Origin of the sequence: Prauserella halophila (assembly GCF_024171895.1) — a bacterium.
Lineage (GTDB): Bacteria > Actinomycetota > Actinomycetes > Mycobacteriales > Pseudonocardiaceae > Prauserella > Prauserella halophila.
The window spans coordinates 751,193-775,531 of the sequence record NZ_JAMTCQ010000009.1; the positions used below are offsets into that span (position 1 = coordinate 751,193).

A 24,339-nucleotide genomic window follows, 5' to 3' on the forward strand; every position below is an offset into this window, starting at 1 on the left:
GCCGGACGAGGGGTCGCCCGGGCGGGGGACTCAGGACGTGATGGATGCCACGGTGGCGTCGGTCAGGGTGATCAGGTCGGTGGGGGAGAGTTCGATCTCCAGGCCGCGGCGGCCGCCCGAGACCAGCACCGTGGCGAACGTTCCCGCAGAGGCGTCCACGACGAGCGGCAGGCGCGAGCGGTGGCCGAGCGGTGAGATCCCGCCGACGACGTAGCCTGTCGCCCGCTGCGCCGCCGCCGAGTCGGCCAACTTCGCCTTCTTCCCGCCCGCGGCCGCGGCCAGTGCCTTGAGATCGAGTTGCCCCGTGACCGGCACGACCCCGACCGTCAGCGCCCCGTCGACGGCCGTGACGAGCGTCTTGAACACTCGCTCCGGTTCGACGTCCAGCGCCTCGGCCGCTTCCAGTCCGTAGGACTCGTGGCGAGGGTCGTGGTCGTAGGTCCGCAGCGTGTGCTCGATCTTGCGCTTGGTCAGCAGTGCCGTCGCCGGTGTCCCCTTGCCCGCCATGACGTGCAGGCTAGGCGAAGCGTGCGCCGCGTCCGTCCCAGGGCGGGAATACCCGATCGAGCGTCCTCGTTGCAGGGGGTGTGCCGACGATTCTGACCAGACCCGAGAGCGCCCGAGGCGTATCCTCGGAGGAGACATATGTGCCGTCGGTGGCGGGTAACCGAAGCCGGCGTGAGAGGCACAGCACGAGCGCCGAGATCATTGTCGACCCGGCCATCGATCTGGAAGGGAACGGTTTGCCGAGCACGCAGAACGCTGCCGAGCCCGCAACCGCCGAGACAGCCGAGCGACCGAGCGCCGAGACCGCGACGGCGCCCGGTTCCTCCGATCATGCCGCGGAGGCCGAGCACCCCGGGGCCGAGAATCCCGGGGCCGAGAATCCCGAGGCCGAGCGCCCCGAGGACGAGCAGGCTCGCATCGCGCGGTTCGAACGGGACGCGATGCCGCTCCTCGACCAGTTGTACTCGGCTGCGCTGCGCATGACCCGCAACCCTGCCGACGCCGAGGACCTCGTCCAGGAGGCCTACCTCAAGGCGTATTCGGCGTTCTCTTCGTTCAAGAAGGGCACGAACCTCAAGGCCTGGATGTACCGCATCCTGACCAATACGTTCATCAACGGGTATCGCAAACGCCAGCGGCAGCCGTTGCAGCAGCCCACCGAAGAGATCACCGACTGGCAGATCGCCAAGGCGGAGAGCCACACCTCCACCGGACTGCGTTCGGCCGAGGTCGAGGCGATGGACAAACTGCCGGACACGGACGTGAAGGCCGCGTTGCAGCAGCTGCCCGAAGAGTTCCGGCTGGCCGTGTACCTCGCCGACGTCGAGGGATTCGCGTACAAGGAGATCGCCGAGATCATGGAAACGCCGATCGGCACCGTGATGTCGCGGTTGCATCGTGGTCGCGGTCAGCTGCGGAACCTGCTCGCCGACGTCGCCACCGACCGTGGCTTCATCCGGCCGGCGACTGCGGCGTCGGCGCCGGAGGTGGCGGGCCGATGAGCACCCTGGAACAGCCGGAACACAAACCCGAGCAGGGTCGTGATGTGTGCTGCGACGAGGCGCTCGCGGAGATCTATCTGCTGCTCGACCGCGAGTGCAGCGCCGAACGCGACGCGCAGCTGCGCAAGCACATCGAGGACTGTCCGCCGTGCCTCGAGGAGTACGGCATCGACGACCAGATCAAGCAGCTGCTGTACCGCAAGTGCGGCGGTGATCAGGCGCCGGCGGATCTCAAGGAGCGACTGCGGGCCTCGATCCGGAAGACCGTCGAGGAACGCGGCGGTGTGCGGCTGAGCGAGACCGAGCTGACGATCGAACAGGTCAGCGAAGGACCCGACGGCAGCTGATCCGGCACGCCCGACACAGCAACAGCCGACACGGCAAGACCCCGGCCGCTTCCGAGGAAGTGCCGGGGTCTTCGCCGTTCCTGACGGCCGCGCGGGGCGGGTGATCAGGTGTTGGGCTTCTTGCCGTGATTCGCCTTGTTCTTCTTGCGGTCGCGGCGCTTACGTGCACTCTTCGACATGATCATTCCTCCATGACGTACTGGCCCCAGTGTCGCATGCACGCTCGTCGACGCCGCCGATCGGGCGCGAGCCGGACGGGGCGCCGCAACCGTGACGCGTACGCCCGGCGGCTGGGAGTTGCGCGAGCCGGGTGGGAGTATTGCGGAGCGGATCCCGACCGGTCCGTTTCCGAATTCGTGACGATGTGCGGTGGTCGATAAACCGATGTCCACACTTGCGGAGCTGCTCGCCGACAACACCGGACTGCCGGGCGAAGCCGTCGACCACCTGCAACTCGTGGTGGCCGAATGGCAGTTGCTGGCCGACCTGTCGTTCGCCGACTTCCTGATGTGGGTTCCGGTGGCCGGCGGCGAGGGCGATTTCGTGTGCGTCGCGCAGGTGCGGCCGACGACCGGCCCGACCGCGCACGGCGAGGACGTCGTGGGCACGCGATTCACCCCGGACGACCATCCGCAGTTGTCCCGGGCCGCCCGGGAGCTGCGGTTGTGCCGTGAGGAGGAGCCGCACTGGTACAACGATCTGCCGATGCGCAGGGAGGCGATCCCGGTACGGTTCGGCGACCGGGCGATCGCCGTGCTGAGCCGTGATACGAACCTGGCCTCACCGCGGGTGCCGAGCCCGCTGGAGATCGCCTATCTGGGCAGTGCGGCCGACCTGTGCCAGATGCTCGCCGATGGCACGTACCCCAGCCCGGACGGTGGCACCGACGTGCACACGAGCCCGCGGGTCGGTGACGGGCTGATCCGGCTGGACCAGCACGGAACGGTCGTGTTCGCCAGCCCGAACGGCCAGTCCGTCTATCACCGCATGGGTTACGAATCGGATCTGATCGGGGCGCGACTCGCGCCGTTGACGCGATCGCTGATCCGCGATCCGTTCGACGCGACCGAGATCTCGCACCGCATCCTCGACGCGGTTGCGGGCAAGCCGAGTACACGTGCGGAGGCGGAGTCGCGGCACGGCGCGGTGGCGCTGTTCCGCACGCTGCCGCTGCGTCCGGCGGGGCGGCCTGCGGGCGCGCTCGTGCTCGCGCGCGACGTCACCGAGGTCAAGCGCCGTGATCGTGCGCTGATGTCGAAGGACGCGACGATCCGCGAGATCCATCACCGGGTGAAGAACAACCTGCAGACCGTCGCGGCGCTGTTGCGGTTGCAGTCGCGCCGGACGCCGAGTGGCGAGGCCCGGCAGGACCTGACCGAGTCGGTGCGGCGCGTGTCGTCGATCGCCATGGTGCACGAGGCGCTGTCGATGTCGGTGGACGAGAAGGTGGACCTGGACAAGCTGTTCGACAACGTGCTGCCGATGGTCGGCGAGGTGGCGACCGCGGAGGCGCACGTGACGCTGTCGCGCAGCGGTTCGTTCGGCATCGTCGCGGCCGATATCGCCACGCCGCTGGTGATGGTCGTCGCCGAGTTGGTGCAGAACGCCGTGGAGCACGCGTTCGAGCCCGGCCAGTCGGGCGAGGTGGAGATCGCGGTCGACCGCTCGGCAGGCAGGCTCGACATCGTCATCCGCGACGAAGGACGAGGCCTGCCCTCGGGGTTCTCCCTGGAGCGCGCGGATGGGCTGGGGCTGCAGATCGCGCGGACACTGGTGGAGTCCGAACTGCGCGGATCGCTGTCGCTGCGCGGGGGGAGCAACGGCGGTACCGAGGCGACGCTCCGGGTGCCGCTCAACCGACGCGGCTGAGCGGCCGCTGTGGCTGACCGACCGCTGTGACTGAGCCGGCCGCTGTGACTGAGCGGCCGACCGCTGAGAAACCGAACGGCCGTACTCCGCGGGAAACGCATGGCATTCGCGACAACTGTGCGGCGAATGCGTTCGCTCGACTCATTCCGCGCACGCTTGAGGGCCGGCACCCGAATAGGGATGCCGGCCCTCAAACCTTTTGCCTCGGCCCCAGTAAAAGTATCTACGTCGATCCGGGCAAAAGGCAGGTTGCGTTGCCTGCGACGGTCTGCTCAGGCGTTGCTGTGCTGACCGGCCTGTGCACGGCGACGCTTGAGTGCGCGACGCTCGTCCTCGTCCATGCCGCCCCAGACGCCGGCATCCTGGCCGCTGGCCAGGGCCCAGGCGAGGCAGTCGGAGGCGACGGTGCAGCGGTGGCATACTGCCTTCGCGGCGGATACCTGCGAGAGAGCGGGACCGCTCGTTCCCACGGGAAAGAAGAGTTCCGGGTCCTCGTCTCGGCAGGCCGCGCGGTTGCGCCAGTCCATTCTTGAGCTCCTTCTCAAGACGCGGGGGTGCCGCGCCAACGTCGTCTTGGCGGTCGTTTTCGGGGTGCTTGTGAATGCTTTCACGAGTCCCGGGCTTCGACAAGTGTTTTCGACGGATCGGTGAGTCAGGTCACGGCCGCGAAATGCCGATCTGACCTGCGGGTTTGCCGTTCGGCAGCTCCGCCCGTCGATCGAACTTTGCGGCGAGTGGAGCCTCAGCGTCGATAAGCGGCAGCAGGGTTTTGGTGGAGGTGATCAGCTGCTGCTGTTCACCGGCTGCGACCAGTCATACCGCGACGGTGAGCGCCCGCGGGACGCTCCGGAACTCCACCCTGGTGCGTGTTCCGACCAGGTCTCCGTCGACCTGAAAGTTTACGGGTTTTTCGGCTTTCACGCAGACGGACGACACATCGTCGTGGCGAATCAGGCGTCCACCTCGGTGTTTGCCCTGTTTCAGGGCCTGCCTGAGGTGGCGCAACACGGTGGCCATCCCCATGCCACGCAGCCCGAAAAGCCCGAGTCCGGTGTCGAACGAGCTCGTGGTGTTCAGATGCACCGGACGCGGGCCGAGGTAGCTCCACGGGTCGGTGTTGGACACGAACACGGTCCGCACGTCCGCGGGGTCCTCTCCGGGGACCTCGACACTGATCGCGGGCCTGCCGTGCGGCGGCCTCAGGTAGGCCGAGACGGCCGTACGGGCATACAGCGCCGGGCTCGTGCGCTTGCCCCGTCTGGCGTCCACTCCTGCGACGACGTCGGCGTCCCAGCCCAGTCCCGCGTTGAACGTGAACCAGCGACGGCCGCTCGCCACGTCGTCCGCGGGACCGCCCGCATGGGCGGAGGTGCTCCCGCTGTCGGCGACGCCGAGCCCGACGCAGCGGGTGGAACTCGTGTCCACGGCGTGCAGCAGGCGGTGAGTGGCTTCGACGGGATCGTGCGGAAGGCCGAGTGCGCGGGCGAAGACGTTCGCGGAACCGCCGGGGACGACGCCGAGTATCGGGGCGGGCGGGATCGAGGCGGGCGGGATCGGGGCCGCTGCGCCGGCCTGCGCAGCCGCCCGGGTGACGTCGCCGGCGTCGTGCACGCCCGCGGACGCATGCCTCGCGGCGCGTCCTGCGCCGTCCATGAGGCCGTTGACGACCTCGTTGACGGTGCCGTCCCCGCCGTGCGCGACGACGAGGCCGACGTCGCCGAGCTCACCACGCGCGGCCGAGCGCGCGACGGTCATCGCGTGACCACGATGCTCGGTCTCGACCACGTCGAGCTTCACCTGGCTGGCGAGGGCGTGCGCCAGCACGTCACGCCCTCCCGGCGAGGTTGCGGTGGCCTGCGGATTCACGACGAGAACTGCGCGCACTCGTCCAGCGTAGGTGAAGCGTCAGCCCGTTCTCGCCGTGCGCTGCTGTCGCCGTGCGCTGTTCTCGCCGTGCGCTGCTCTCCGCGCGTGCTGCCTCTCTCCGCGCGTGCTGCCTCCTGCTCGGTCGGCGAACGTGTCGACTTCCGCCGTGACGAGTGCACCCCGGACGACCACCGGCTCATCGACGACACCTCGAATCCTTGCCCCGATGGTGGGCGGCGGAAAACGGCCGTCCGGGTGGCATACCATCGAAACCGTTCACGCACGGTCACATCCGAGGGAGGGCCCGCTCGTGGCGCTCGCCGACAAGATCTCGCCCGCGCCCCGCGAAGTCCGGTACGCGGGGCTGCTGACGGCACTGCCGGGCTTCGCACTCGTCGCGATCGGAATCCTGCTCGCGGTCACCGGCAGGAGTCCCGATCTGGTCGCCGAAGTGAGTTACTACCTGGTGCTCGGTGTCGCGGTGCTGGCTTGCGCAGCCGGACTGCTGTTCGGCAAGACCTGGGCGCGGTCGCCGTCGCTCGTGGTCGCGCTGATCCTCGTGGGTGTCGGCTGGTACGCCGCAGGTCCGTCGGACCAGTCCGTGTTCGGCGTGCCCATCATGATCGCCGGGATTGCCGTGGTGGTGCTGCTGTTCCGCCGGGACTCGCGTGCGTGGGTGCTCGGCCAGCGGCCGGAGGAGACCGAGGAGGAGGCTGCCCGGCGCGGCGGTGTGTCCGGGCGTGCGGCCGAGCGGGAACACGACGAGCCCGACGAGCGCTGACGGGCCCCTGACAGCACTGACGGGCCCTGACAGGCCTGACAGCCCTGACGGGGCCTGATGCGCCCGACCGGCGCTGGCCAACCCGTCAGCGCTGACGAGCCCGCCGAGTGGAGCGTCAGTTCGCCTCGTTCGCCAGTGCCCGCAGCGGGGTGTCGGCGAGGCGGTAGACGGTCCATTCGTCCATGGCCTCGGCCTCCAGCGACTCGTAGAACGCCCGCGCCGGATTCCAGTTCAGGACCCACCATTCGAGGCGCGCATAGCCCCGGTCGACGCATTCGGCGGCCAACGCGGCGAGCAGTGCCTTGCCGAGGCCGGAGCCGCGGTGCTCGGGGCGGACGAACAGATCCTCGAGGTAGATCCCGTGCACCCCGCGCCAGGTCGAGAAGTTGAGAAACCACAGCGCGAATCCCACGACCTCGCCGTCGGCCTCCGCGACGTGACCGTAGAGCGCGGGCTTGTCCGCGAACAGCGCGGTGTGCAGCTGCCCGGAAGTCAGGTGGCACTCCTGCGGGGCCTGCTCGTATTCGGCGAGTGCGTGGACGAGGTCGACGACGGCGTCGAGGTCGTCGGTGCGGATTCTGCGGATCGTCATGGCTTCGAGCTTCGCATTGCCGGCGGAGGGCTCGTCGGTCACGGGTCCGGCAGGATCGGGGCGGGGTCAGGTCGGCGGGACGTTGAGGTGGCGGATCTGCGGAGCACCGCGGTCGTAGCCGAGTGCGGAGATGCTCGCCGGGTCGACGCGGAAGCCTTCGCCGATCGCCACGTCGAGGCCGAGCCAGCGGGCGATCAGTACCCGGCTGAAGTGGCCGTGACCGATGAGCACGACGTCGCCGTCGGTCAGTGCCGCCGTGGCGCGCTCGAGAACGCGGTCGCCGCGTGCGGCGACCCGGGAAGGTGTTTCGCCGCTCGGGGCACCGTCGGTCCACAGTGTCCAGTCGGGAACAGTGCGCCGAATCTGCTCACTCGTGATGCCCTCGTACTCGCCGTAGTCCCATTCGCAGAGTTCGTCAGAGGTCTCGTCGACGTCGATGCCGGCCAGCCGTGCGGTCTCCCGTGCGCGCGTGCGCGGGCTGCACAGTACGAGGGCGGGGGCGCCGCCGCCGTGCAGGACGGCGTAGGTGCGGCCCGCAGCGTGGGCCTGGCGTTCGCCGATGCCGGTCAGCGGCACATCGGTGTGGCTGGTGTGCTTGCCCACGGCGGACCATTCGGTCTGGCCGTGCCGGAGGAGCAGGATCGAGTGTTCGGACACGGGGGAACCGTATCCCGGCGAGTCGGTTACCGGTGAGTAATATGCGGGTATGACTTCTCAGGACGTGGCGAGCCCGGCGACGAACCCGACCTATGCGATGTGGCGGAAGCTGTCCGGTTCGGCGATCGGCAAGGGTGTGTTCTCCGCTGCGCTGTGCCTGCGCGTGCCGTACTTCGGCTCGGTGTTGCCGAGGGTGCGGGACATGCGGCCGGGCCGGTGCGAGGTGGCGGCCCCGAAGTGGTGGGGTGTGCACAATCACCTCTCGACCTTCCACGCGATCGCCGCCTGCAATCTCGCCGAGATCGCGATGGGCATGCTCGCCGAGGCGACGGTTCCGACGACGCACCGGTGGATTCCGAAGGGGATGTCGGTGTCGTACGTCGCGAAGGCCGGGACGTCGCTGACGGCGGTGGCCGAACTGCCGGAGCTGCCGCAGCTGCCGGACGCCGGTGACGACGGCGTCGAGGTGCTCGTTCCGGTCGTCGTCCGGGACAAGTCCGGGCAGACGGTCGTCACTGCCGACATCACCGTATGGGTCACGTCGCGGAAGTGACCCGAGTCGCGGCGCCGGGCCGGCCGGTAGGTGTGCGTGCCCGGTTCGTCCCGGGGCGAGCCCGAGGGACGTTGTTGGCGCTCGGTCATTAATCCGACGGGGTGAAGTTCGATCGCTATGCGAAACATTCTCGCGTTATTGGTTGTCTACTCGCAGGTAGCCACGCCAGCATCCTCCCATGACGACGTTGTCCCGGAGGAAGTTCCTCGGCTACGCGGCCCTGAGTTCGGCCGCCGCCTACGGCCTCACCACGGTTTCCACCCGGCCCGCGCGTGCAGCCGAGGCACGTGAGGGTCTGCCGGACTTCTCGCAGGCCGTCGTGATCGGCACCGGTTACGGCGCGGCGGTGACGGCACTGCGGCTCGGCGAGGCCGGAATTCCGACGGTCATGCTCGAGATGGGGCAGCTGTGGGACACGCCCTCCGCCGACGGGTCTGTCTTCTCGCCGATGCTCTCGCCCGACAAGCGGTCGATGTGGCTCAAGGACCGCAGTGAGATGCCGCTCGCGTCGTTCCTGTGGTTCGACATCAACAGGAACATCGAGCGCTACACCGGCGTGCTCGACCGCGTGCGCTACGGCGACATGTCGGTCTACCTCGGCCGCGGTGTCGGCGGCGGATCACTGGTCAACGGTGCGATGGCCGTCACGCCGCGGCGGTCGTACTTCGAGGAGATCCTCCCCGACGTCGACGCAGGCGAGATGTACGGCACGTACTTCCCGCGCGCGAACGCGGAGCTCGGCGTCAACGAGATCGACCGGGACTGGTTCGAGGACTGCGACGCGTATCAATACGCGCGGCTGTCGCGGAAGCACGCGGAGAAGGCCGGCTACCGCACCACGTTCGTGCCGAGCGTCTACGACTTCGACTACATGCGGCGCGAAGAGGCAGGGGAGGTGCCGCGGTCGGCGCTCGACTCCGAGGTCATCTTCGGTAACAACCACGGCAAGCGCTCGCTCGACAAGACCTACCTCGCCGCCGCGCTGGGGACCGGCAACGTCACGATCAAGACGCTGCAGGAGGTGCGCGACATCCGCCGCGCGGCCGACGGCACGTACCGGCTCACCGTGCGCGAGCTCGACGAGACCGGCGGCACCGTCGCGCGGCGGGAGATGGGTGCGCGGCACCTGTTCCTCGGCGCGGGCAGTATCGGGTCGACCGAGCTGCTGGTGCGCGCCAGGGACACGGGCACGCTGCCCGGTCTCGGTGAGGAGATCGGCAGGGGCTGGGGCCCGAACGGCAACGTGATGCTCGGGCGCGCCAATCACATGTGGAACCTCACGGGCAGTCTGCAGTCCGGTATGCCTGCACTGGGGATCGACGCCTGGGACGACCCCGCCCACCCGGTGTTCGCCGAGATCGCGCCGATGCCGGCGGGGATCGAACTGTGGGCGAGCCTGTACCTGGCGATCACGAAGAACCCTGCGCGCGGGCACTTCACCTACGATGCGGCATCCGACTCGGCGAAGCTGCAATGGACGGCCGAGCAGGGGCAGGCGTCGATCGATGCGGCGAAGGTGCACTTCGACCGGATCAACGGCGTCAACAACACGGTGTACCGCCACGACCTGTTCGGGGACACCCGGGCGTTCGAGAACCGGTTCACCTACCACCCGCTGGGCGGCGTGGTCCTCGGCGAGGCGACCGATCTGTACGGGCGGGTCAAGGGCTACGACAACCTGTACGTCACGGACGGCGCCCTGATCCCCGGCAGCACCGGCGTGAACCCGTTCGTGACGATCACGGCCCTGGCGGAGCGCAACGTCGACCGCGTCCTGGCGGCGGACATCCGCCGGTGAACGCCGTCGGGCCGCGGGGTGCTTGATGCCCCCAAGGGCACCTTCGGGGCGTTGAACGCCCCGAATTCTCCCCTGATCAAGCCTGGCGACGCAGAACCTGCTCCTCAGGTAGCGGCGAGCAACGGGTGGGCAGCCCGATCTCCCGTTGGGCCGTCCGCTCGGCGGCATGTGAGTCGAGTGCGACGGGAACGATCGTGAGGGGAACGATTGGGGCTCCCGCCCGCCGGCCCGGCCACCGCCCCTCATCGCCACGCTGACGCGTGGCTGTGTTCGATGCCCCCATGGTGCCCTTCGGGGCGTCAGGCAGGTGCGTCGGCGCTCAGCTCTGCGTAGCGGGCGAGGCAGTCCTCGTAGCGAGGCAGCAGACCGGAGTCGCGGGCCTCGGCGAGTGACGGGGCGGTGCGGTCCTTGTCGGACAGGACGTACTCGACGTCGTCGGGCCACGGCAGGCCGAGCTCCGGGTCGAGCGGGTCGATGCCGTGCTCGGCGGACGGGTTGTACGAGGTCGAGCACAGGTACGACATCACCGTGTCGTCCTCGAGCGCGATGAAACCGTGCCCGAGCCCTTCCGCGACGTAGACACCGCGGTAGGTCCGGCTGTCGAGCGTCACGGTGTCCCATGTGCCGAACGTGGGTGAACCCGTGCGCAGGTCCACGACGACGTCGAGCAGCGAGCCCTTCGGGCAGTAGACGTACTTGCCCTGGCCCGGCGGTACGTCGGTGAAGTGGATACCGCGGATCGTTCCGCGCCGGGACACGCTGTGGTTGGTCTGCGCCACCGTCATCGGATGCCCGACGGCTCCGAGGAACGTCGGCTCCTGGAACGGCGCGGTGAACAGGCCGCGTTCGTCACCGAAGACAGGCGGGGTGAACTCCACGGCGTGCGGGACGGCCAGCGTGCGGGCTTCCATACTTGAATCGTAGGCAGTGGCGCGGAGCGCCTCCGGTTGGGCGGTGGCGGGAGACGGTCGGGCCTTGGGCAGTGGCGCGACAGGCGTGCTCGGACGCCACCCAAGCCGGACGTCCGTCTTGCTATTGGTGACGTGACCTGCGAAAACGAGTCGATTCCTGTGATCCGGGCCGCACCGGGCGGCTGACCGGGAGTGAAGATGTCACACTGGACGAACCGCCGCGTCCGCGGCTACGCCTGAACCAAGGGCCTTATGACGGACACCTTGCCGGCAGACGGTGCTACCGCACCGAGTCGCCGGGAACAAGGAGCCCACGAGCTGGCGGAGTGCCCGCCGGCAGTTCCCTTTTTCAGCCCTGGAGATAGACGTGTCCCAAGCTCAGGTGAGTGACGACGACATCTACGGCGGACACGAGGGCGGCAAGCTCTCGGTGTCGGCCACCCGCCCCATCACGCAGGCGCGTGACCTGTCCATCGCCTACACCCCCGGGGTGGCGAAGGTCAGCCGCGCCATCGAGCAGGAGCCTGCTCTCGCGAAGCGCTACACGTGGGCGGACCGGCTCGTGGCGGTGGTCAGCGACGGCTCGGCGGTACTCGGACTCGGCGATATCGGCGCGAGCGCATCGCTGCCGGTCATGGAAGGCAAGTCGGTCCTGTTCAAGACGTTCGCCGGGCTGGACTCGATCCCGCTCGTGCTGGACACCAGCGACGTCGACGAGATCGTCGAGACCCTGGTGCGCATGCGCCCTTCGTTCGGCGCGGTCAACCTGGAGGACGTGTCGGCGCCGCGGTGCTTCGAGCTCGAGGACAAGCTCAAGGAAGCGCTGGACTGCCCGGTCATGCACGACGACCAGCACGGCACGGCCATCGTGGTGCTCGCAGCATTGCGCGGTGCGAACCTGGTGACCGGCCGGGACATCGCCGACCAGCGGGTGGTGATCTCCGGCGCGGGCGCCGCGGGCGTGGCGTGCGCGAAGATCCTGCAGGCCGCGGGGGTCGGTGACGTGACGGTGCTCGACTCGCGCGGGATCATCCACACCGGCCGCGACAATCTCAACGCGATCAAGGCCGAGCTCGCCGAAACGACCAACCAGGCGGGCCTGAGCGGCGGGATCGACGAGGCCATGGCCGGTGCGGACGTGTTCATCGGGCTCTCGAGCGCGACGATCGACGAGAATCTGCTCGCGACGATGGCGCCGGAACCGGTGGTGTTCGCACTGTCCAATCCGGACCCGGAAGTGCACCCGGAGCTTGCGGCGAAGTACGCGTCCGTCGTGGCCACCGGTCGCAGCGACTTCCCGAATCAGATCAACAACGTGCTGGCCTTCCCCGGTGTCTTCCGCGGAGCGCTCGACGCCGGCGCGCGAGCGATCACCGAGAACATGAAGCTCGCGGCGGCGGAGGCGATCGTGTCGGTGGCCGCCGACGAGCTGTCGGCCGACCGCATCGTGCCGAGTCCGCTCGACCCGAGGGTCGCCGAGGAGGTGGCGACCGCGGTCGCCAAGGCAGCAGAGGACGACGGCGTCGTCGCCTGACGATCACGCTTCTTTTCCGCACGCGCGACGGCCGTGCTCACGGATCACACCGTGGGCACGGCCGTCGTATGCGGTAGCGGCTCGTCAATCGGCGAGCTCGTCGCGGACCTCGGCGACGCGGTGGCGAGGCAGGTCGATGAGCCGGTCGCCTGCCACGTCGTCGGGTGCGTCCGGCCAGGTGTTGCCCAGCCGTCCGTGTGCCCGCGTGAGCACGGCCCGCGCCGCCGCGTCGGTGTGGCCGGTCGCACTGGCCGGTGGTTCGGCGACCACCACGGCGTGTGTGTTGTCCGGCGTGCTGCGCAGCAGGCGGAGGCGGTACTTCGGCCCGATCAGGCCGGTGAGTGCGCGCTGCGACACGGCGTCGGCGAGGTCCGGATGCGAGTTCGGCAGCAACACCGCCACGCGGTCGGCGTTGACGGCCAACAGCGTGCGCAGGAGCCACGGACCGGGGTCCGCACCGAGGTCGATCGCGACGGCCGTGCCGGGTTTCGTCGTGATCGGTTTCGTCCAGTCGGCCCCGCGCTCCTCGACGTCCAGGCCGTTCTGGCCCGCGATGCCCCGCAGCGCGGTCAGCAGTTCGGTCGTGGTCTCGCCGGCCTCGAGGGACTGTGCACCGCGCGTGTAGATCGTCTGCTTGCTGGTCTTTCTGCCGCCCTTGCGTGCCTTCGTCGTGGGCTGGCAGACGTAGAGGTCTGCCGCGCTGCCGATCGCCTGCGCGCCGCTGTAGCGGTGGAAACCGGGCACGATCGATTCGAAGGCCAGCCCCAGGCCGACGAGAGCGCGCTGGGTGCGGTGGCCGAGGGCCGGATGCCGGGGGCTGTAGCCGTAGGCGAGCACCAGCCTGCCCGCGGGCGGGTCGTCGAGACACTCGAGCCCGCGCGTGGCGAACAGAGCCATGCCCTCCGGGGTGTACGGCGGGTCGCTGAACACGATGTCGGCCTTGCCCATCACCGATAGCGGGAGGCCGAACCGCAGGTCGGCGTGGACGGTCCGGATCGTACGGGAGCTCTGCCGGTCGACGTAGTCGAGAATGCGGTCGTCGACGTCGATCACGGTCAGGTCGGCCTCGGGACGCAGTGCACGCACCGCCAGTGCCGTGAGGTCGTGATCGCCGAGGAACGTCAGCCGGGTGCTGCGCAGGTCGTAGTGCTCGTCGAGCCAGCGGGCGCGGCGTACGACCGTGTCGGCGGTGGCCTGCACGTGGTCGAGTGCCGGCAGCGGCGGCGGTACGTGCGCGATGTGCCGCGCGACCTCCGTCTCGAGCCCGTCGGTCGCGTGCGGGCTGCCCGCCTGCTCCCGGTGGGCCTCGACGACGTCGGGGCGCAGCCGTACGAGGTCGCCGTCGCGTTCGAGGTCGTCACCGAAGGCCTGGAGCAGTTCCTCGACCGTGCGCCGCGGAGCGGCCAGTTCGCGCACGAGGTCGTCGAACAGCCAGCTGCGCTCGGCCAGTAACGCGATGGCGTATCGCAGCGACTTCGCGTCCACGCCGAACACCTGACGCACCGAATTCATGGTGCCTACCCTATGGCTCGGAGGTCGCGGCTTCGTCAGGACCGGTGGTTACGCGCGGTCGAGGTGCTGTCGCAGTCCGCCACGGAGCTGGCGGTACGGGGAGGGACAGGCCGCAGGGCGCGACGCCGGGGGTCCGTGCGCCGGGTTCGAGCCGGGAACGCATTATCGAACTTCTGATCGATGTCAAGGGGTTTCGGCAGGGGGTTGGAGCAGCTGTGGGCGCTGTTCGGAGTCGAGTCCGGTCGGTCGAGTAGGCACGAGCACTGACGGAATGTGACCACGCGGTCGTGGTTGTGGCCGCGTTTCGGAGTGGCCGCGTGCGAGGTTCCGAGGTTCGACGGGCGAGGTGCCGTACCGGCGCGGCAGGGGTGCCGGTTCCGTCGTGAACCTCCTGCTACGACCTCAATTCCAGACGTTAGTTCCAGACGTTCGGATGGGTCCGAACGAATGGTCCTGACGATCCGGTGCAACGGAAATCGCACTTCCCGGTCACAACTTGGAACCATTCTCCACGAAGAAGTGGACCATCGTGTCGCAGGTATTGCTGCAAACGGAGCAGCAATACGACTTTGGTTGCATATTTTTTGAAAACTACAGGCGATTTGTTCTCGCTACGGTCTCGACACCGTCTCGGTTATTCCGGACAAAGCTCGAGCGGAAGGGACAAACGTGCGTAGCGATAAACGAAAGGTCGGCACGGCCGTAGGGGTGGGAACCGCCGCCGCGGCACTCGTGCTGGGCATGGCGGGCACCGCCAACGCTGTGCCGCAAGAAGGCTCCATCGTCGGCGCCAACGCGGAAACCGCGGTCGAGGGCAGCTACATCGTCGCGATGAAGGACGGTGTCCAGACCACGGCCGCCGACCTCGGCGGCGAGGTCAAGCACAGGTACTCGAGCGCGCTGAACGGCTACTCGGCCGACATGTCGGAAGCACAGGCGAAGCGGATCGCGGCCGACCCGGCCGTCGATTACGTCGAGCAGGTGAAGCGGGTGCACACGGCTGCGGACCAGGCGAACCCGCCGTCGTGGGGACTGGACCGCGTCGACCAGCCCGAGTTGCCGCTCGACGACAACTACTCCTCACCGAACGACGGTGACGGCGTCACGGCCTACATCATCGACACCGGCATCCTGACGTCTCACGAGGACTTCGGCGGCCGGGCCACGCACGGTATCGACACCGTCGATGGCGACAACGACGCGACCGACTGCAACGGTCACGGCACGCACGTCGCCGGTACCGTCGGCGGCACCGACTACGGTGTTGCCAAGAACGTCGACCTGGTCGGCGTCCGGGTGCTGGACTGCCAGGGCAGTGGCACCAACGCGGGCGTCATCGACGGCATCGACTGGGTCACCGAGAATGCTTCGGGCCCGTCGGTCGCCAACATGAGCCTCGGTGGCGGTGCCTCGACCTCGATCGACGAGGCCGTGCAGAACTCCATCGCCTCCGGCGTGACCTACGGTCTGGCCGCGGGTAACGACTACGGCGCCGACGCGTGCAACTCCTCGCCGGCCCGTACGCCGGAGGGCATCACGGTCGGCTCCACGACCAGCACCGACGCCCGTTCGAGCTTCTCGAACATCGGCTCCTGCCTGGACATCTTCGCCCCGGGCAGTGACATCACGTCCGCGTGGATCGACAGCGACACCTCGGAGAACACGATCTCCGGTACGTCGATGGCGACCCCGCACGTCGTGGGTGCGGCAGCGGTGTACCTGTCCGCCAACCAGAACGCCACTCCGAAGCAGGTCGGCGACGCGCTGGTTGCCGGCGGTTCCGAGGGTGTCGTGTCCAACCCGGGCACCGACTCGCCGAACGTGCTCCTGAACGTGGTCGGTGACGACTCGACTCCGCCCGACGACCCGGACCCGGAGCCGGAGCCGGGCGACTGTGAAGCCGTCACCAACAGCGACACGACCGCCATTCCGTCTCCCGGCTCGATGACCAGCACGGTCACGGTCTCCGGCTGTGAGGCCGCCTCGGCCGACGCCACGGTCGACGTCGACATCACGCACCCCTACCGTGGCGACATCGCGCTGGACCTGGTCGCCCCGGACGGTTCGGACTACAACCTGAAGACGTCGGGGTGGGACTCCGGTGACGACATCAACGAGACCTACACGGTCGACCTGTCGGGCGTTTCCGAGCCGAACGGCGAGTGGACGCTGAAGGTGACCGACGCCTACTCGTGGGACACCGGTTCGCTCAACAGCTGGACCCTCACTCTGTGAGACCGGCCTGAACCACGTCGCCCGGTACGCATCCCCGACCGGGTGAGCCCGTGAGAACCCCCAAGGGCACCTCGGTGGCTCCCACCCGCCAGCCCGACCACCGCCCCTCAAGGGCACGCTGGCGCGTGGCTGTGTTGCACTCCCGAAGGTGCCCTTGGGGGCACTCTCTTGCTACGGGGAGTACTGCCCACAGCTCACTCGGACGGGGATCGTGGGCGGACACAGAAAACCGGCCCGGCGGAGGTGCTTCTCCGCCGGGCCGGTTTTCTGTTGCCGTGGTGTCGGCTTACTCGAACGCCTTCGTGATGAGCGCCTTCTGCTCGACGTCGTGCACCTTCGACGAGCCGGCCGACGGTGCCGCCATCGGCCTGCGCGCCACCACGTCGAGCGTGGTGAGCACGTCCGGCAGCTTGCGCGGCAGGTTCAGTCCGAAGTACGGCCAGGCGCCCTGGTTCTCCGGCTCCTCCTGCACCCAGGCGATCTGCCGGGCATTGGTGAAGCGCCCGAGCGTCTCGGCGAGCTTCTTCTTCGGCAGCGGGTAGTACTGCTCGATCCGCACGATCGCGACGTCGTCGATCTCGCGCCTCGTCCGCTCGGCCACCAGCTCCCAGTACAGCTTGCCGGAGGTCAGCAGCACCTTGCGGGCCTTCTCCGGCTCGACGTCCTGGTCGTCGACGACCGACAGGAACTTCGATTCACCCGTGAAGTCCTCGACGTTCGACGTCGCGGCCTTGTTCCGCAGCATCGACTTCGGCGTGAAGACGATCAGCGGGCGCTTCACCCCGTCGAGGGCGTGGCGGCGCAGCAGGTGGAAGTAGTTCGCGGGGGTCGAGGGCACGGCCACCGTCATCGAGCCTTCGGCGCACAACTGCAGGAAGCGCTCGATCCGGCCCGACGTGTGGTCCGGTCCCTGGCCCTCGTGGCCGTGCGGCAGCAGCAGCACGACGTCGGAGAGCTGGCCCCACTTGGCCTCGCCGGAGGAGATGTACTCGTCGATGACCGACTGGGCGCCGTTGACGAAGTCGCCGAACTGCGCCTCCCACATCACCAGCGCGTCCGAGTTGGCCACCGAGTAGCCGTACTCGAAGCCGACGGCCGCGTACTCGGACAGCGCCGAGTCGTAGACCATCACGCGGCCCTGTCCCTCACCGAGATGCTGCAGCGGCGAGTACTCCTTGCCGCTGTCCCGGTCGATCAGCACCGAATGGCGCTGGGTGAACGTGCCACGGCGCGAATCCTGGCCGGACAGCCGCACGAGCTTGTCCTGCAGCGCGAGCGAGCCGAACGCGAGCAACTCGCCGAAGGCCCAGTCGATGCCGCCTTCGCGGGCCATTTTGGCGCGCCGGTCCATGACCGGCTTGACCCGCGGGTGCGGCGTGAAGCCCTCGGGCACGTTGACGAACGCGTCGCCGATGTGCTCGACGGTCTCGCGGGAGACCGCGGTCGGCAGGTTCGCCGGAACCCGCTGTTCCTCCTCGACCGACGGGCTCGGTGTCACCGGGTGCTTCTCCAGCTCACGCACCTCGTTGAAGACGTGCTCGAGCTGGCTGGAGAAGTCCCGCAGCGCCGCCTCGGCCTCTTCCATCGAGATGTCGCCGCGGCCGATGAGCGCCTCGGTGTAGGTCTTCCGGACGCTGCGCTTCTTGTCGATGATGTTGTACATGCCCGGCTGCGTCATCGAGGGGTCGTCACCCTCGTTGTGACCGCGCCGCCGGTAGCAGATCATGTCGATCACGATGTCCTTGTTGAACGCCTGGCGGTAGTCCACAGCCAGCCGCGCGACCCAGTAGGCGGCTTCCGGGTCGTCGCCGTTCACGTGGATGATCGGCGCGCCGATCATCTTGGCGACATCGGTGGCGTACTTCGACGACCGCGCGTGCTCGGGCGGGGTGGTGAAGCCGACCTGGTTGTTGATGATGACGTGCACGGTGCCGCCGGTGCGGTAGCCGCGCAGGAGCGAGAGGTTCAGCGTCTCGGCGACCACGCCCTGGCCTGCGAACGCGGCGTCGCCGTGCAGCAGCACCGGCAGCACCGTGAAGCCGTCGACGTCGCCGCCCTTGTCGAGGATGTCCTGCTTGGCGCGGACGATGCCCTCGAGGACGGGGTCGACCGTCTCCAGGTGCGACGGGTTCGCCGTGAGCGACACGCGCGTCTCGCCGTCGCCGAACATGCGGAAGTACTTGCCCTCGGCGCCGAGGTGGTACTTCACGTCGCCGGAGCCGTGCGCCTGACCGGGGTCGAGGTTGCCCTCGAACTCACGGAAGAGCTGTGAGATCGGCTTGCCGACGATGTTGGCCAGCACGTTCAGCCTGCCGCGGTGCGGCATGCCGACGACGACCTCGTCGAGGCTGTGCTCGGCGGCCTTGTCCAGCAGCGTGTCCAGCATCGGGATGACCGTCTCGCCGCCCTCGAGCGAGAACCGCTTCTGGCCGACGTACTTGGTCTGCAGGAACGTCTCGAACGCCTCGGCCGCATTGAGCTTGCTCAGCACGTACTTCTGCACCGTGGGCTCGGGCTTGTCGTGCGGGATCTCGACGCGGTCCTGGATCCAGCGCCGCTCGTCCGGGTCGAGGATGTGGGTGTACTCGACGCCGACGGTGCGGCAGTACGAGTCACGCAGTACGCCGAGGACCTCGCGCAGCTTCATCTTCTCCTGGCCCGCGAACCCGCCCACGGCGAACTCCCGGTCCAGGTCCCACAGCGTCAGGCCGTGCGAGAGGACGTCGAGGTCCTCGTGGCGGCGCTGGCGGTAGTTCAGCGGGTCGGTGTCGGCCATCAGGTGGCCGCGCATGCGGTAGGACTCGATGAGCTCGAGCACCCGGGCGGTCTTGTCGATCTCGCCCTCGGGGATGTCCGAGACCCAGCGCACCGGCTCGTACGGGATCCGCAGCGACGTGAAGATGTCGTCGTAGAAGCCGTCGGCGCCGAGCAGCAGCTCGTGGACGCGCTTGAGGAACTCGCCCGACTCGGCGCCCTGGATGATGCGGTGGTCGTAGGTCGACGTGAGCGTCATGATCTTGCTGACGCCCAGGTCGATGAGGGTCTTCTCGCTCGTGCCCTCGAAATGGGCCGGGTACTGCATCGCGCCGACGCCGATGATCGCGCCCTGGCCGGACTGCAGCCGCGGCACCGAGTGGTTCGTGCCGATGCCGCCCGGGTTGGTCAGCGAGATCGTGGTGCCCGCGAAGTCGTCGGCGGTGAGCTTGTTGCCCCGAGCCTTGCGGACGATGTCCTCGTAGGCCTGCCAGAACTGCAGGAACGTCATGCTCTCGCAGTTCTTGATGGAGGCGACGACGAGGTTGCGGCCGCCGTCCTTGCCCGGCATGTCGATCGCCAGGCCGATGTTGACGTGCTCGGGTGTGACGGCGTTCGGCTTGCCGTCGATGACCGCGTAGTGCCGGTTCATGTTCGGGAACTCGTGCAGCCCGCGGATCATCGCGTAGCCGATGAGGTGCGTGAACGAGATCTTCCCGCCGCGCGAGCGCTTGAGGTGGTTGTTGATGACGATGCGGTTGTCGGCCATCAGCTTCGCCGGCACCGCACGCACGCTCGTGGCCGTCGGGACGCTCAGCGACGCGTCCATGTTCTTCGCGATCGCCGCAGCGGGACCGCGCAGCACCTTCGACTCGGGCTCGCTCTTCTCGGCCTTCTCGGCCTTCTCGGGCGCTGCCTTCTCGGAGGAGGCCTTCTCGCCCGTGGCGTCACCCTTGGCGGCGTCGCTCGTGGTTGCGTTCTTGTCGCTCGGAGCAGGAGCCGCGCCCGTGGATGCGGCGGCCTTGTCGGGCGCCGCCTTCGACGGGGCGGACCGAGCCGGCGCCGGGGCCGAGGGAGCAGCCTGCTCCGGGGCGGCCTTCGGCGGCTGCGCGGGCAGGCCGTTACCTTGCGCAGGAGCCTGTGCCGGAGCCTGCGTCTGGCCGTTGGCCGACGGGTCGGCTGCCGTCGCGTCCGGCTTTCGCTCGTGCGTGGGGGAGAAGTCGGCAAAGAACTCATGCCACGCGGAGTCGACGGAAGAAGGGTCGGCGAGGAACTGGTCGTACATTTCCTCGACGAGCCATTCGTTGGGGCCGAACTGTGACGCAGGGTTGCTGCTGGACACGGCTTGGACTCGCCTCTATCTGTCTCGATGTGCCAATTACGCGCGTACCAGGCTAACCCCCGTGCTGTCGGCGCAGTCATCGAACACGCACTTCGCGCCGGATCCGCCGGTGGGGGCGCAGGCCTGGTTCCCGCTGAATCGATATCGTTCGTCGGGCTTACACCCGAGCGTCATCGACGGGGCGGGCCGGCGCAGGTTTTCGTGACGGGGGTCATGCCGGCGATTCGACCCGGGGTGATGCGGCTGCCGCGTGGTCACCGAGTCGCCACAACCGGGCGTACGCCCCGTCGGCGGCGAGCAGCTCGGCGTGCGATCCGCCCTCGGCGATCCGGCCGTGCTCGAGCACGACGATGTGGTCGGCGCGTGCGGCCGTCGCGAGCCGGTGGGCGACGACGAACGTGGTGCGTGTGGCGGCGAGGTGATCCGTGGCCCGCAGAACGGCGTCCTCGGTGGCGGGATCGAGTGCGGCGGTCGCCTCGTCGAGAAGTAGCACGTCGGGGTCGACGAGCTCGGCCCTGGCGAGCGCCACGAGCTGCCGCTGGCCCGCCGACAGCGCACGCCCGCGCTCGCCGACCTGCTGGGCGAAGCCGTCGGGCAGCGCGGCGATGCCGTCGAGCGCGCCGACCGCACGGACGGCGGCTTCGACCTCGGCATCGGACGCCTCCGGCTTGCCGTACCGCACGTTGTCGGCGACGGAACCGACGAACAGGTGCGGTTCCTGCGGAACGATGCCCACGCGGGCGCGGAGCGTGGCCGGGTCGTAATCGCGCACGTCGACGCCGTCGATCCGTACCGTGCCGGTGGTGGCGTCGTAGAACCGCGCGAGCAGCTTGACCGCCGTCGACTTGCCCGCGCCCGTCGCGCCGACGAACGCGACCGTGGTGCCGGCCCGCACGTCGAGCGAGACGTCGGCGAGCGCCGGTGCTTCGGCACCGGGGTAGTGAAATCCGACGCCGTCGAGCTCGACGTCACCGCGCAGCCGTTCGCCCGCCGCGACCGGTCGCTCCGGGGCGGGCACCGACGTCGGCGTCCGCAGCAGATCGCCGATCCGGCGAAGGCCGACCTTCGCCTGCTGGTAGCCGTCGAACACCGACGAGAGCTGCTGAATCGGCGAGAAGAACAGCCCGAGGTACAGCAGGAACGCCATCAGGACACCGGGAGACAGCTCGCCTGCGGCCACCCCGGTCGCCCCTGCCGTGAGCACCAGGACCTCCGCGACTCCCGACAGCAGGGTCACGAACGGGAAGTACGTGGCCACGTACCGCTGTGCGCGCAGGCGGGAGCGGCGGTAGGCGTCGCTGCGGGAAGCGAAATCGCGGGCGGAGCGTTCCTCGCGGGTGTAGGCCTGGGCGACGCGGAGCCCGCTCACGTTCTCCTGCATGTCGGCGTTCACGGCACTCACACGTTCACGGGCCTCCGTGTAGGCGGCCGAGGCCCGCCTGCGGAACAGCACCGTCGCGATGATCAGCACCGGCAGCACCGCGAACACGTACAGCGCCAGTCCGGGAGCGGTGACGACGAGTGCGACGCCGACGCCGACGAGCGTGAGCACGCTGACGACCGCCGTGGCGAGACCGGTCTGCAGGAACGTCGACAGCGCGTCGACGTCGGTGGTCATCCGCGTCATGATGCGCCCGGACAGTTCGCGTTCGTAGTAGTCGAGCCCGAGCCGCTGCAGGTGGGCGTAGCTGCGCACGCGCAACAGGTAGAGCACGGACTCGCCGGTACGGGCGGTCAGTCGCGTCTGCAGCGCGATGGCGAGCCAGTCGATCGCGATGATCACCAGGCCGACGGCGGCGGCGACGAGCACGACCGATTCGGCGCCGACGCGCACGCCGTCGTCGACTCCGCGCTGGTAGAGAGCGGGCACGGCGATCGTGGCCAGTGCGTCGATCGCGACGAACGCGATGACCGCAGCCAGCAGTCCGCGGACCGGGCGCAGCAGGCTCGCGAGCCGGAACCGCGGCTCGGGCGCCGTGGGGTCGAGACCCCCGAGGTCGGGTTCGTCGGTGGCGGGAGGCAGTGCGTCGACCCGGTCGAGCAGGTCGGGCGTCGGCGGCAGGTCGAGAGAGGCGTGCCCGCCGGGGCCGCCGCCCCGGCCGCTCGTGGCGGCCGCCGGGGCTGTTGACGGTACCGTTGGTCTCGACGAGTCGTGGTCCGCACGGCCTGCCGAGCCGTCCGTTTCCCCGGGTTCCTCGCCGCCGTGCTGTGGCCACAGCTCCGGGGTGATGCCGCCTGCGGCCGGCTCCGCCGGCACCCGGTGGCCGGGCTCTTCGGCGTCGTCTCCGGGGCCGGACACGAGGTCGCGGTACAGCCGGCAGCGCGCCTCGAGTTCGTCCGCGGTGCCGACATCGACCACCCGGCCGTCGTCGAGCACCGCGATCCGGTCGGCCAGCGTGAGGGTGGAGCGTCGGTGGGCGACGAGGATCGTGGTGCGATCGCGCATGACGTCGCGCAGCGTGTCGTGGATGGCGGCCTCGGTGGCGGTGTCGACCGCGGACGTGGCGTCGTCGAGGACGAGTACGCGGGGATCGGTGAGCAGTGCCCGGGCCAGGCCGAGGCGCTGTCGTTGACCGCCGGACAGTGTGAGCCCGCGTTCGCCGACCAGTGTGTCGTATCCGTCGGGCAGCGCGGAGATGAACTCGTGGGCCTCGACGGCCCTGGCTGCGGCCGTCACCTCCTCGCCCGAGGCGTCCGGCCTGCCGTAGGCGATGTTGTCGCGCACGGACGTCGAGAACAGGAACGCCTCTTCGAACACCACGCCCACGGCGCGGCGCAGCTCGGTCAGGCCGAGGTCCCGGACGTCGGCTCCGCCGAGCCGCACGGCGCCCTGGTGGACGTCGTAGAAGCGGGGGAGCAGCAGCGAGATCGTCGACTTGCCGGAACCGGCGGTTCCTACGAGTGCCAGGGTCTCACCGGGCCGGGCTCGCAGGGACATCCCGTCCAGCACCGGTTCGGACAGGGTGTAGCCGAATCGCACGTCGTCGAGCTCGACGCTCAGCGGTCCGTCGGGGACGGGTTCGGGATCCTCGCGCTCGCGAACCTCGGGCTGGGCGTCGACGAGTTCGTGCACGCGTTCCGCGCCCGCGCGCGTGAGCTGTGCCTGCACGACGAGGCTCGCGAGCATGCGCGCCGGTCCGGTGAGGGACGAGACGTAGGTGGCGAACGCCAGGAATGTGCCGAGGCTGATCTCGCCCCGCAGTGCCAGGATGCCGCCGACCGCCAGCACGGCGATCTGGCCTGCCGCGGGCAGTGCTCCGGTCGTCGCCGTCGGGACGGCCGACAGTTTCGCGGCGCGGAGGCGCTCGCCGAACAGCCTGCGTGCCGAACGGGAGAGCTCGGCCGTTTCGCGCTGCTCCTGGCCGAAGCCCTTGACCACGCGCACGCCGGTGACGGTCTCCTCGACGTGCTGGGCGATCTCCGAGGCGCGCTGCTGAGCCGACCACGTGGCCGGAAACAGCTTGCGCCTGCTCACCGCGAGGACGATCGCCACTCCGGGGGCGACGATCAGCGCGATCACCGTCAGCAGCGGCGACATCCACAGCATCGCCCCGAGCGCCAGCACCGCGAACACCACCGAGCCCGCCGACAGCGGTACCTGCATCAGGAACCCCGTCACGAGCTGCAGGTCGGTGATCGCACGCGAGACGATCTGCCCGGTGCGCAGCGAGTCCTGGGTGCCGCCGTCGAGTCGTGACACCGCGGCGAAGACCGACTGCCGCAGGTCGTGCTGGACGTCGAGGGCGAGCCTGCCGCCGACGTAGCGCCTGCCGAACGCGGCGCCGAACGCCACCAGGTGCAGCACGGCGAGCGCGGCCGCCAGCCACGGGAGGTTCGCCGTAGATCCGGCGACGGCCCCGTCGATCCCCTCCCGGATGAGCAGCGGACTCACCGCCTGCACGCTCACGCCGAGGACGGCGGCCCCGAACGCGAGGATCACCAGCGCCGGATGCCGCCAGCACGCGGCGGCGACCCGGCGTACCCAGCCGCCGCGGCGGCCGGGCGGTCCGGGAGTGCCGGGCGGATCGGTGCTGCTCGCGGTGTCGCTCTCCGCGCTGCCGATCCGCCCCGACACTCCCG

At 69.2% G+C, this 24,339-nt stretch carries 18 protein-coding genes; 8 read left to right on the forward strand and 10 right to left on the reverse strand.

The features are described 5' to 3' along the window. Positions 1-30 precede the first annotated feature (30 nt). Positions 31-507 (reverse strand): Cys-tRNA(Pro) deacylase, encoded by a 477-nt coding sequence (ybaK, locus tag LY41_RS09745; RefSeq protein WP_253863544.1) that lies wholly within the window; start codon positions 505-507, stop codon positions 31-33. A 416-nt stretch (positions 508-923) separates the two neighbouring features. Here ybaK and LY41_RS09750 point away from each other — a divergent pair, with 416 nt between their 5' ends. Together LY41_RS09750 and rsrA are read left to right on the forward strand one after the other, a co-directional pair. Then, positions 924-1,508, forward strand: coding sequence for a sigma-70 family RNA polymerase sigma factor (locus LY41_RS09750; RefSeq protein WP_253864068.1), 585 nt, complete (start codon positions 924-926; stop codon positions 1,506-1,508). After that, positions 1,505-1,855: a mycothiol system anti-sigma-R factor gene (gene rsrA / locus LY41_RS09755; protein ID WP_253863545.1), complete on the forward strand. Its 351-nt coding sequence runs from the start codon at positions 1,505-1,507 to the stop codon at positions 1,853-1,855. Before LY41_RS09750 ends, rsrA begins: the two co-directional genes overlap by 4 nt. A gap of 104 nt (positions 1,856-1,959) precedes the next feature. On the opposite strand, the gene LY41_RS24050 is transcribed toward rsrA, so the two are convergent. Continuing rightward, positions 1,960-2,034, reverse strand: a complete 75-nt coding sequence (locus LY41_RS24050; protein ID WP_369299111.1) for a 50S ribosomal protein bL37 — start codon at positions 2,032-2,034, stop codon at positions 1,960-1,962. Between the two features lie 205 nt (positions 2,035-2,239). Between LY41_RS24050 and LY41_RS09760 the strand changes: the two genes are divergently transcribed. Beyond that, positions 2,240-3,724, forward strand: a complete 1,485-nt coding sequence (locus tag LY41_RS09760; protein WP_253863546.1) for a sensor histidine kinase — start codon at positions 2,240-2,242, stop codon at positions 3,722-3,724. Positions 3,725-3,996: 272 nt separating this feature from the next. Here LY41_RS09760 and LY41_RS09765 read toward each other — a convergent pair whose 3' ends face one another. Further along, on the reverse strand, positions 3,997-4,251 hold the full coding sequence (locus LY41_RS09765) for a WhiB family transcriptional regulator (protein ID WP_253863547.1): 255 nt from the start codon (positions 4,249-4,251) through the stop codon (positions 3,997-3,999). Between the two features lie 286 nt (positions 4,252-4,537). Then, entirely contained in the window at positions 4,538-5,608 is a 1,071-nt protein-coding gene (locus tag LY41_RS09770) for a diacylglycerol/lipid kinase family protein (RefSeq protein WP_253863548.1), read from the reverse strand. Positions 5,609-5,900: 292 nt separating this feature from the next. Here LY41_RS09770 and LY41_RS09775 point away from each other — a divergent pair, with 292 nt between their 5' ends. After that, on the forward strand, positions 5,901-6,371 hold the full coding sequence (locus LY41_RS09775; protein ID WP_253863549.1) for a hypothetical protein: 471 nt from the start codon (positions 5,901-5,903) through the stop codon (positions 6,369-6,371). A gap of 115 nt (positions 6,372-6,486) precedes the next feature. On the opposite strand, the gene LY41_RS09780 is transcribed toward LY41_RS09775, so the two are convergent. Both LY41_RS09780 and LY41_RS09785 read right to left on the reverse strand, forming a co-directional pair. Beyond that, the gene (locus LY41_RS09780) at positions 6,487-6,963 is read right to left on the reverse strand and encodes a GNAT family N-acetyltransferase (RefSeq protein ID WP_253863550.1); all 477 of its coding nucleotides are present in this window, start codon (positions 6,961-6,963) and stop codon (positions 6,487-6,489) included. 66 nt (positions 6,964-7,029) lie between these two features. Continuing rightward, complete coding sequence (locus LY41_RS09785; protein ID WP_253863551.1) at positions 7,030-7,620, reverse strand: histidine phosphatase family protein; 591 nt, start codon at positions 7,618-7,620, stop codon at positions 7,030-7,032. A 49-nt stretch (positions 7,621-7,669) separates the two neighbouring features. Here LY41_RS09785 and LY41_RS09790 point away from each other — a divergent pair, with 49 nt between their 5' ends. Both LY41_RS09790 and LY41_RS09795 read left to right on the forward strand, forming a co-directional pair. Beyond that, a complete protein-coding gene (locus LY41_RS09790; protein WP_253863552.1) occupies positions 7,670-8,173 on the forward strand; it encodes a hotdog fold domain-containing protein in 504 nt (167 codons plus the stop codon). A 178-nt stretch (positions 8,174-8,351) separates the two neighbouring features. Continuing rightward, positions 8,352-9,971 carry a GMC oxidoreductase gene (locus LY41_RS09795; protein ID WP_253863553.1) on the forward strand — a complete coding sequence of 540 codons (1,620 nt, stop codon included), beginning with the start codon at positions 8,352-8,354 and terminating at the stop codon, positions 9,969-9,971. Positions 9,972-10,270: 299 nt separating this feature from the next. On the opposite strand, the gene LY41_RS09800 is transcribed toward LY41_RS09795, so the two are convergent. Continuing rightward, entirely contained in the window at positions 10,271-10,882 is a 612-nt protein-coding gene (locus LY41_RS09800; RefSeq protein ID WP_253863554.1) for a dTDP-4-dehydrorhamnose 3,5-epimerase family protein, read from the reverse strand. Between the two features lie 367 nt (positions 10,883-11,249). On the opposite strand from LY41_RS09800, the gene LY41_RS09805 reads away from it, so the two are divergent. Further along, positions 11,250-12,416, forward strand: a complete 1,167-nt coding sequence (locus LY41_RS09805) for an NAD(P)-dependent malic enzyme (RefSeq protein ID WP_253863555.1) — start codon at positions 11,250-11,252, stop codon at positions 12,414-12,416. 84 nt (positions 12,417-12,500) lie between these two features. On the opposite strand, the gene LY41_RS09810 is transcribed toward LY41_RS09805, so the two are convergent. After that, positions 12,501-13,928 (reverse strand): bis-aminopropyl spermidine synthase family protein, encoded by a 1,428-nt coding sequence (locus LY41_RS09810; RefSeq protein WP_253863556.1) that lies wholly within the window; start codon positions 13,926-13,928, stop codon positions 12,501-12,503. Between the two features lie 741 nt (positions 13,929-14,669). On the opposite strand from LY41_RS09810, the gene LY41_RS09815 reads away from it, so the two are divergent. Continuing rightward, positions 14,670-16,163: a S8 family peptidase gene (locus LY41_RS09815; protein WP_253864069.1), complete on the forward strand. Its 1,494-nt coding sequence runs from the start codon at positions 14,670-14,672 to the stop codon at positions 16,161-16,163. A gap of 286 nt (positions 16,164-16,449) precedes the next feature. Here the strand turns inward: LY41_RS09815 and LY41_RS09820 are convergent, their stop codons facing one another. Continuing rightward, positions 16,450-20,259: a multifunctional oxoglutarate decarboxylase/oxoglutarate dehydrogenase thiamine pyrophosphate-binding subunit/dihydrolipoyllysine-residue succinyltransferase subunit gene (locus LY41_RS09820; protein ID WP_253863557.1), complete on the reverse strand. Its 3,810-nt coding sequence runs from the start codon at positions 20,257-20,259 to the stop codon at positions 16,450-16,452. Between the two features lie 211 nt (positions 20,260-20,470). Then, positions 20,471-24,334 carry an ABC transporter ATP-binding protein gene (locus LY41_RS09825; protein WP_253863558.1) on the reverse strand — a complete coding sequence of 1,288 codons (3,864 nt, stop codon included), beginning with the start codon at positions 24,332-24,334 and terminating at the stop codon, positions 20,471-20,473. Positions 24,335-24,339: the final 5 nt, after the last annotated feature.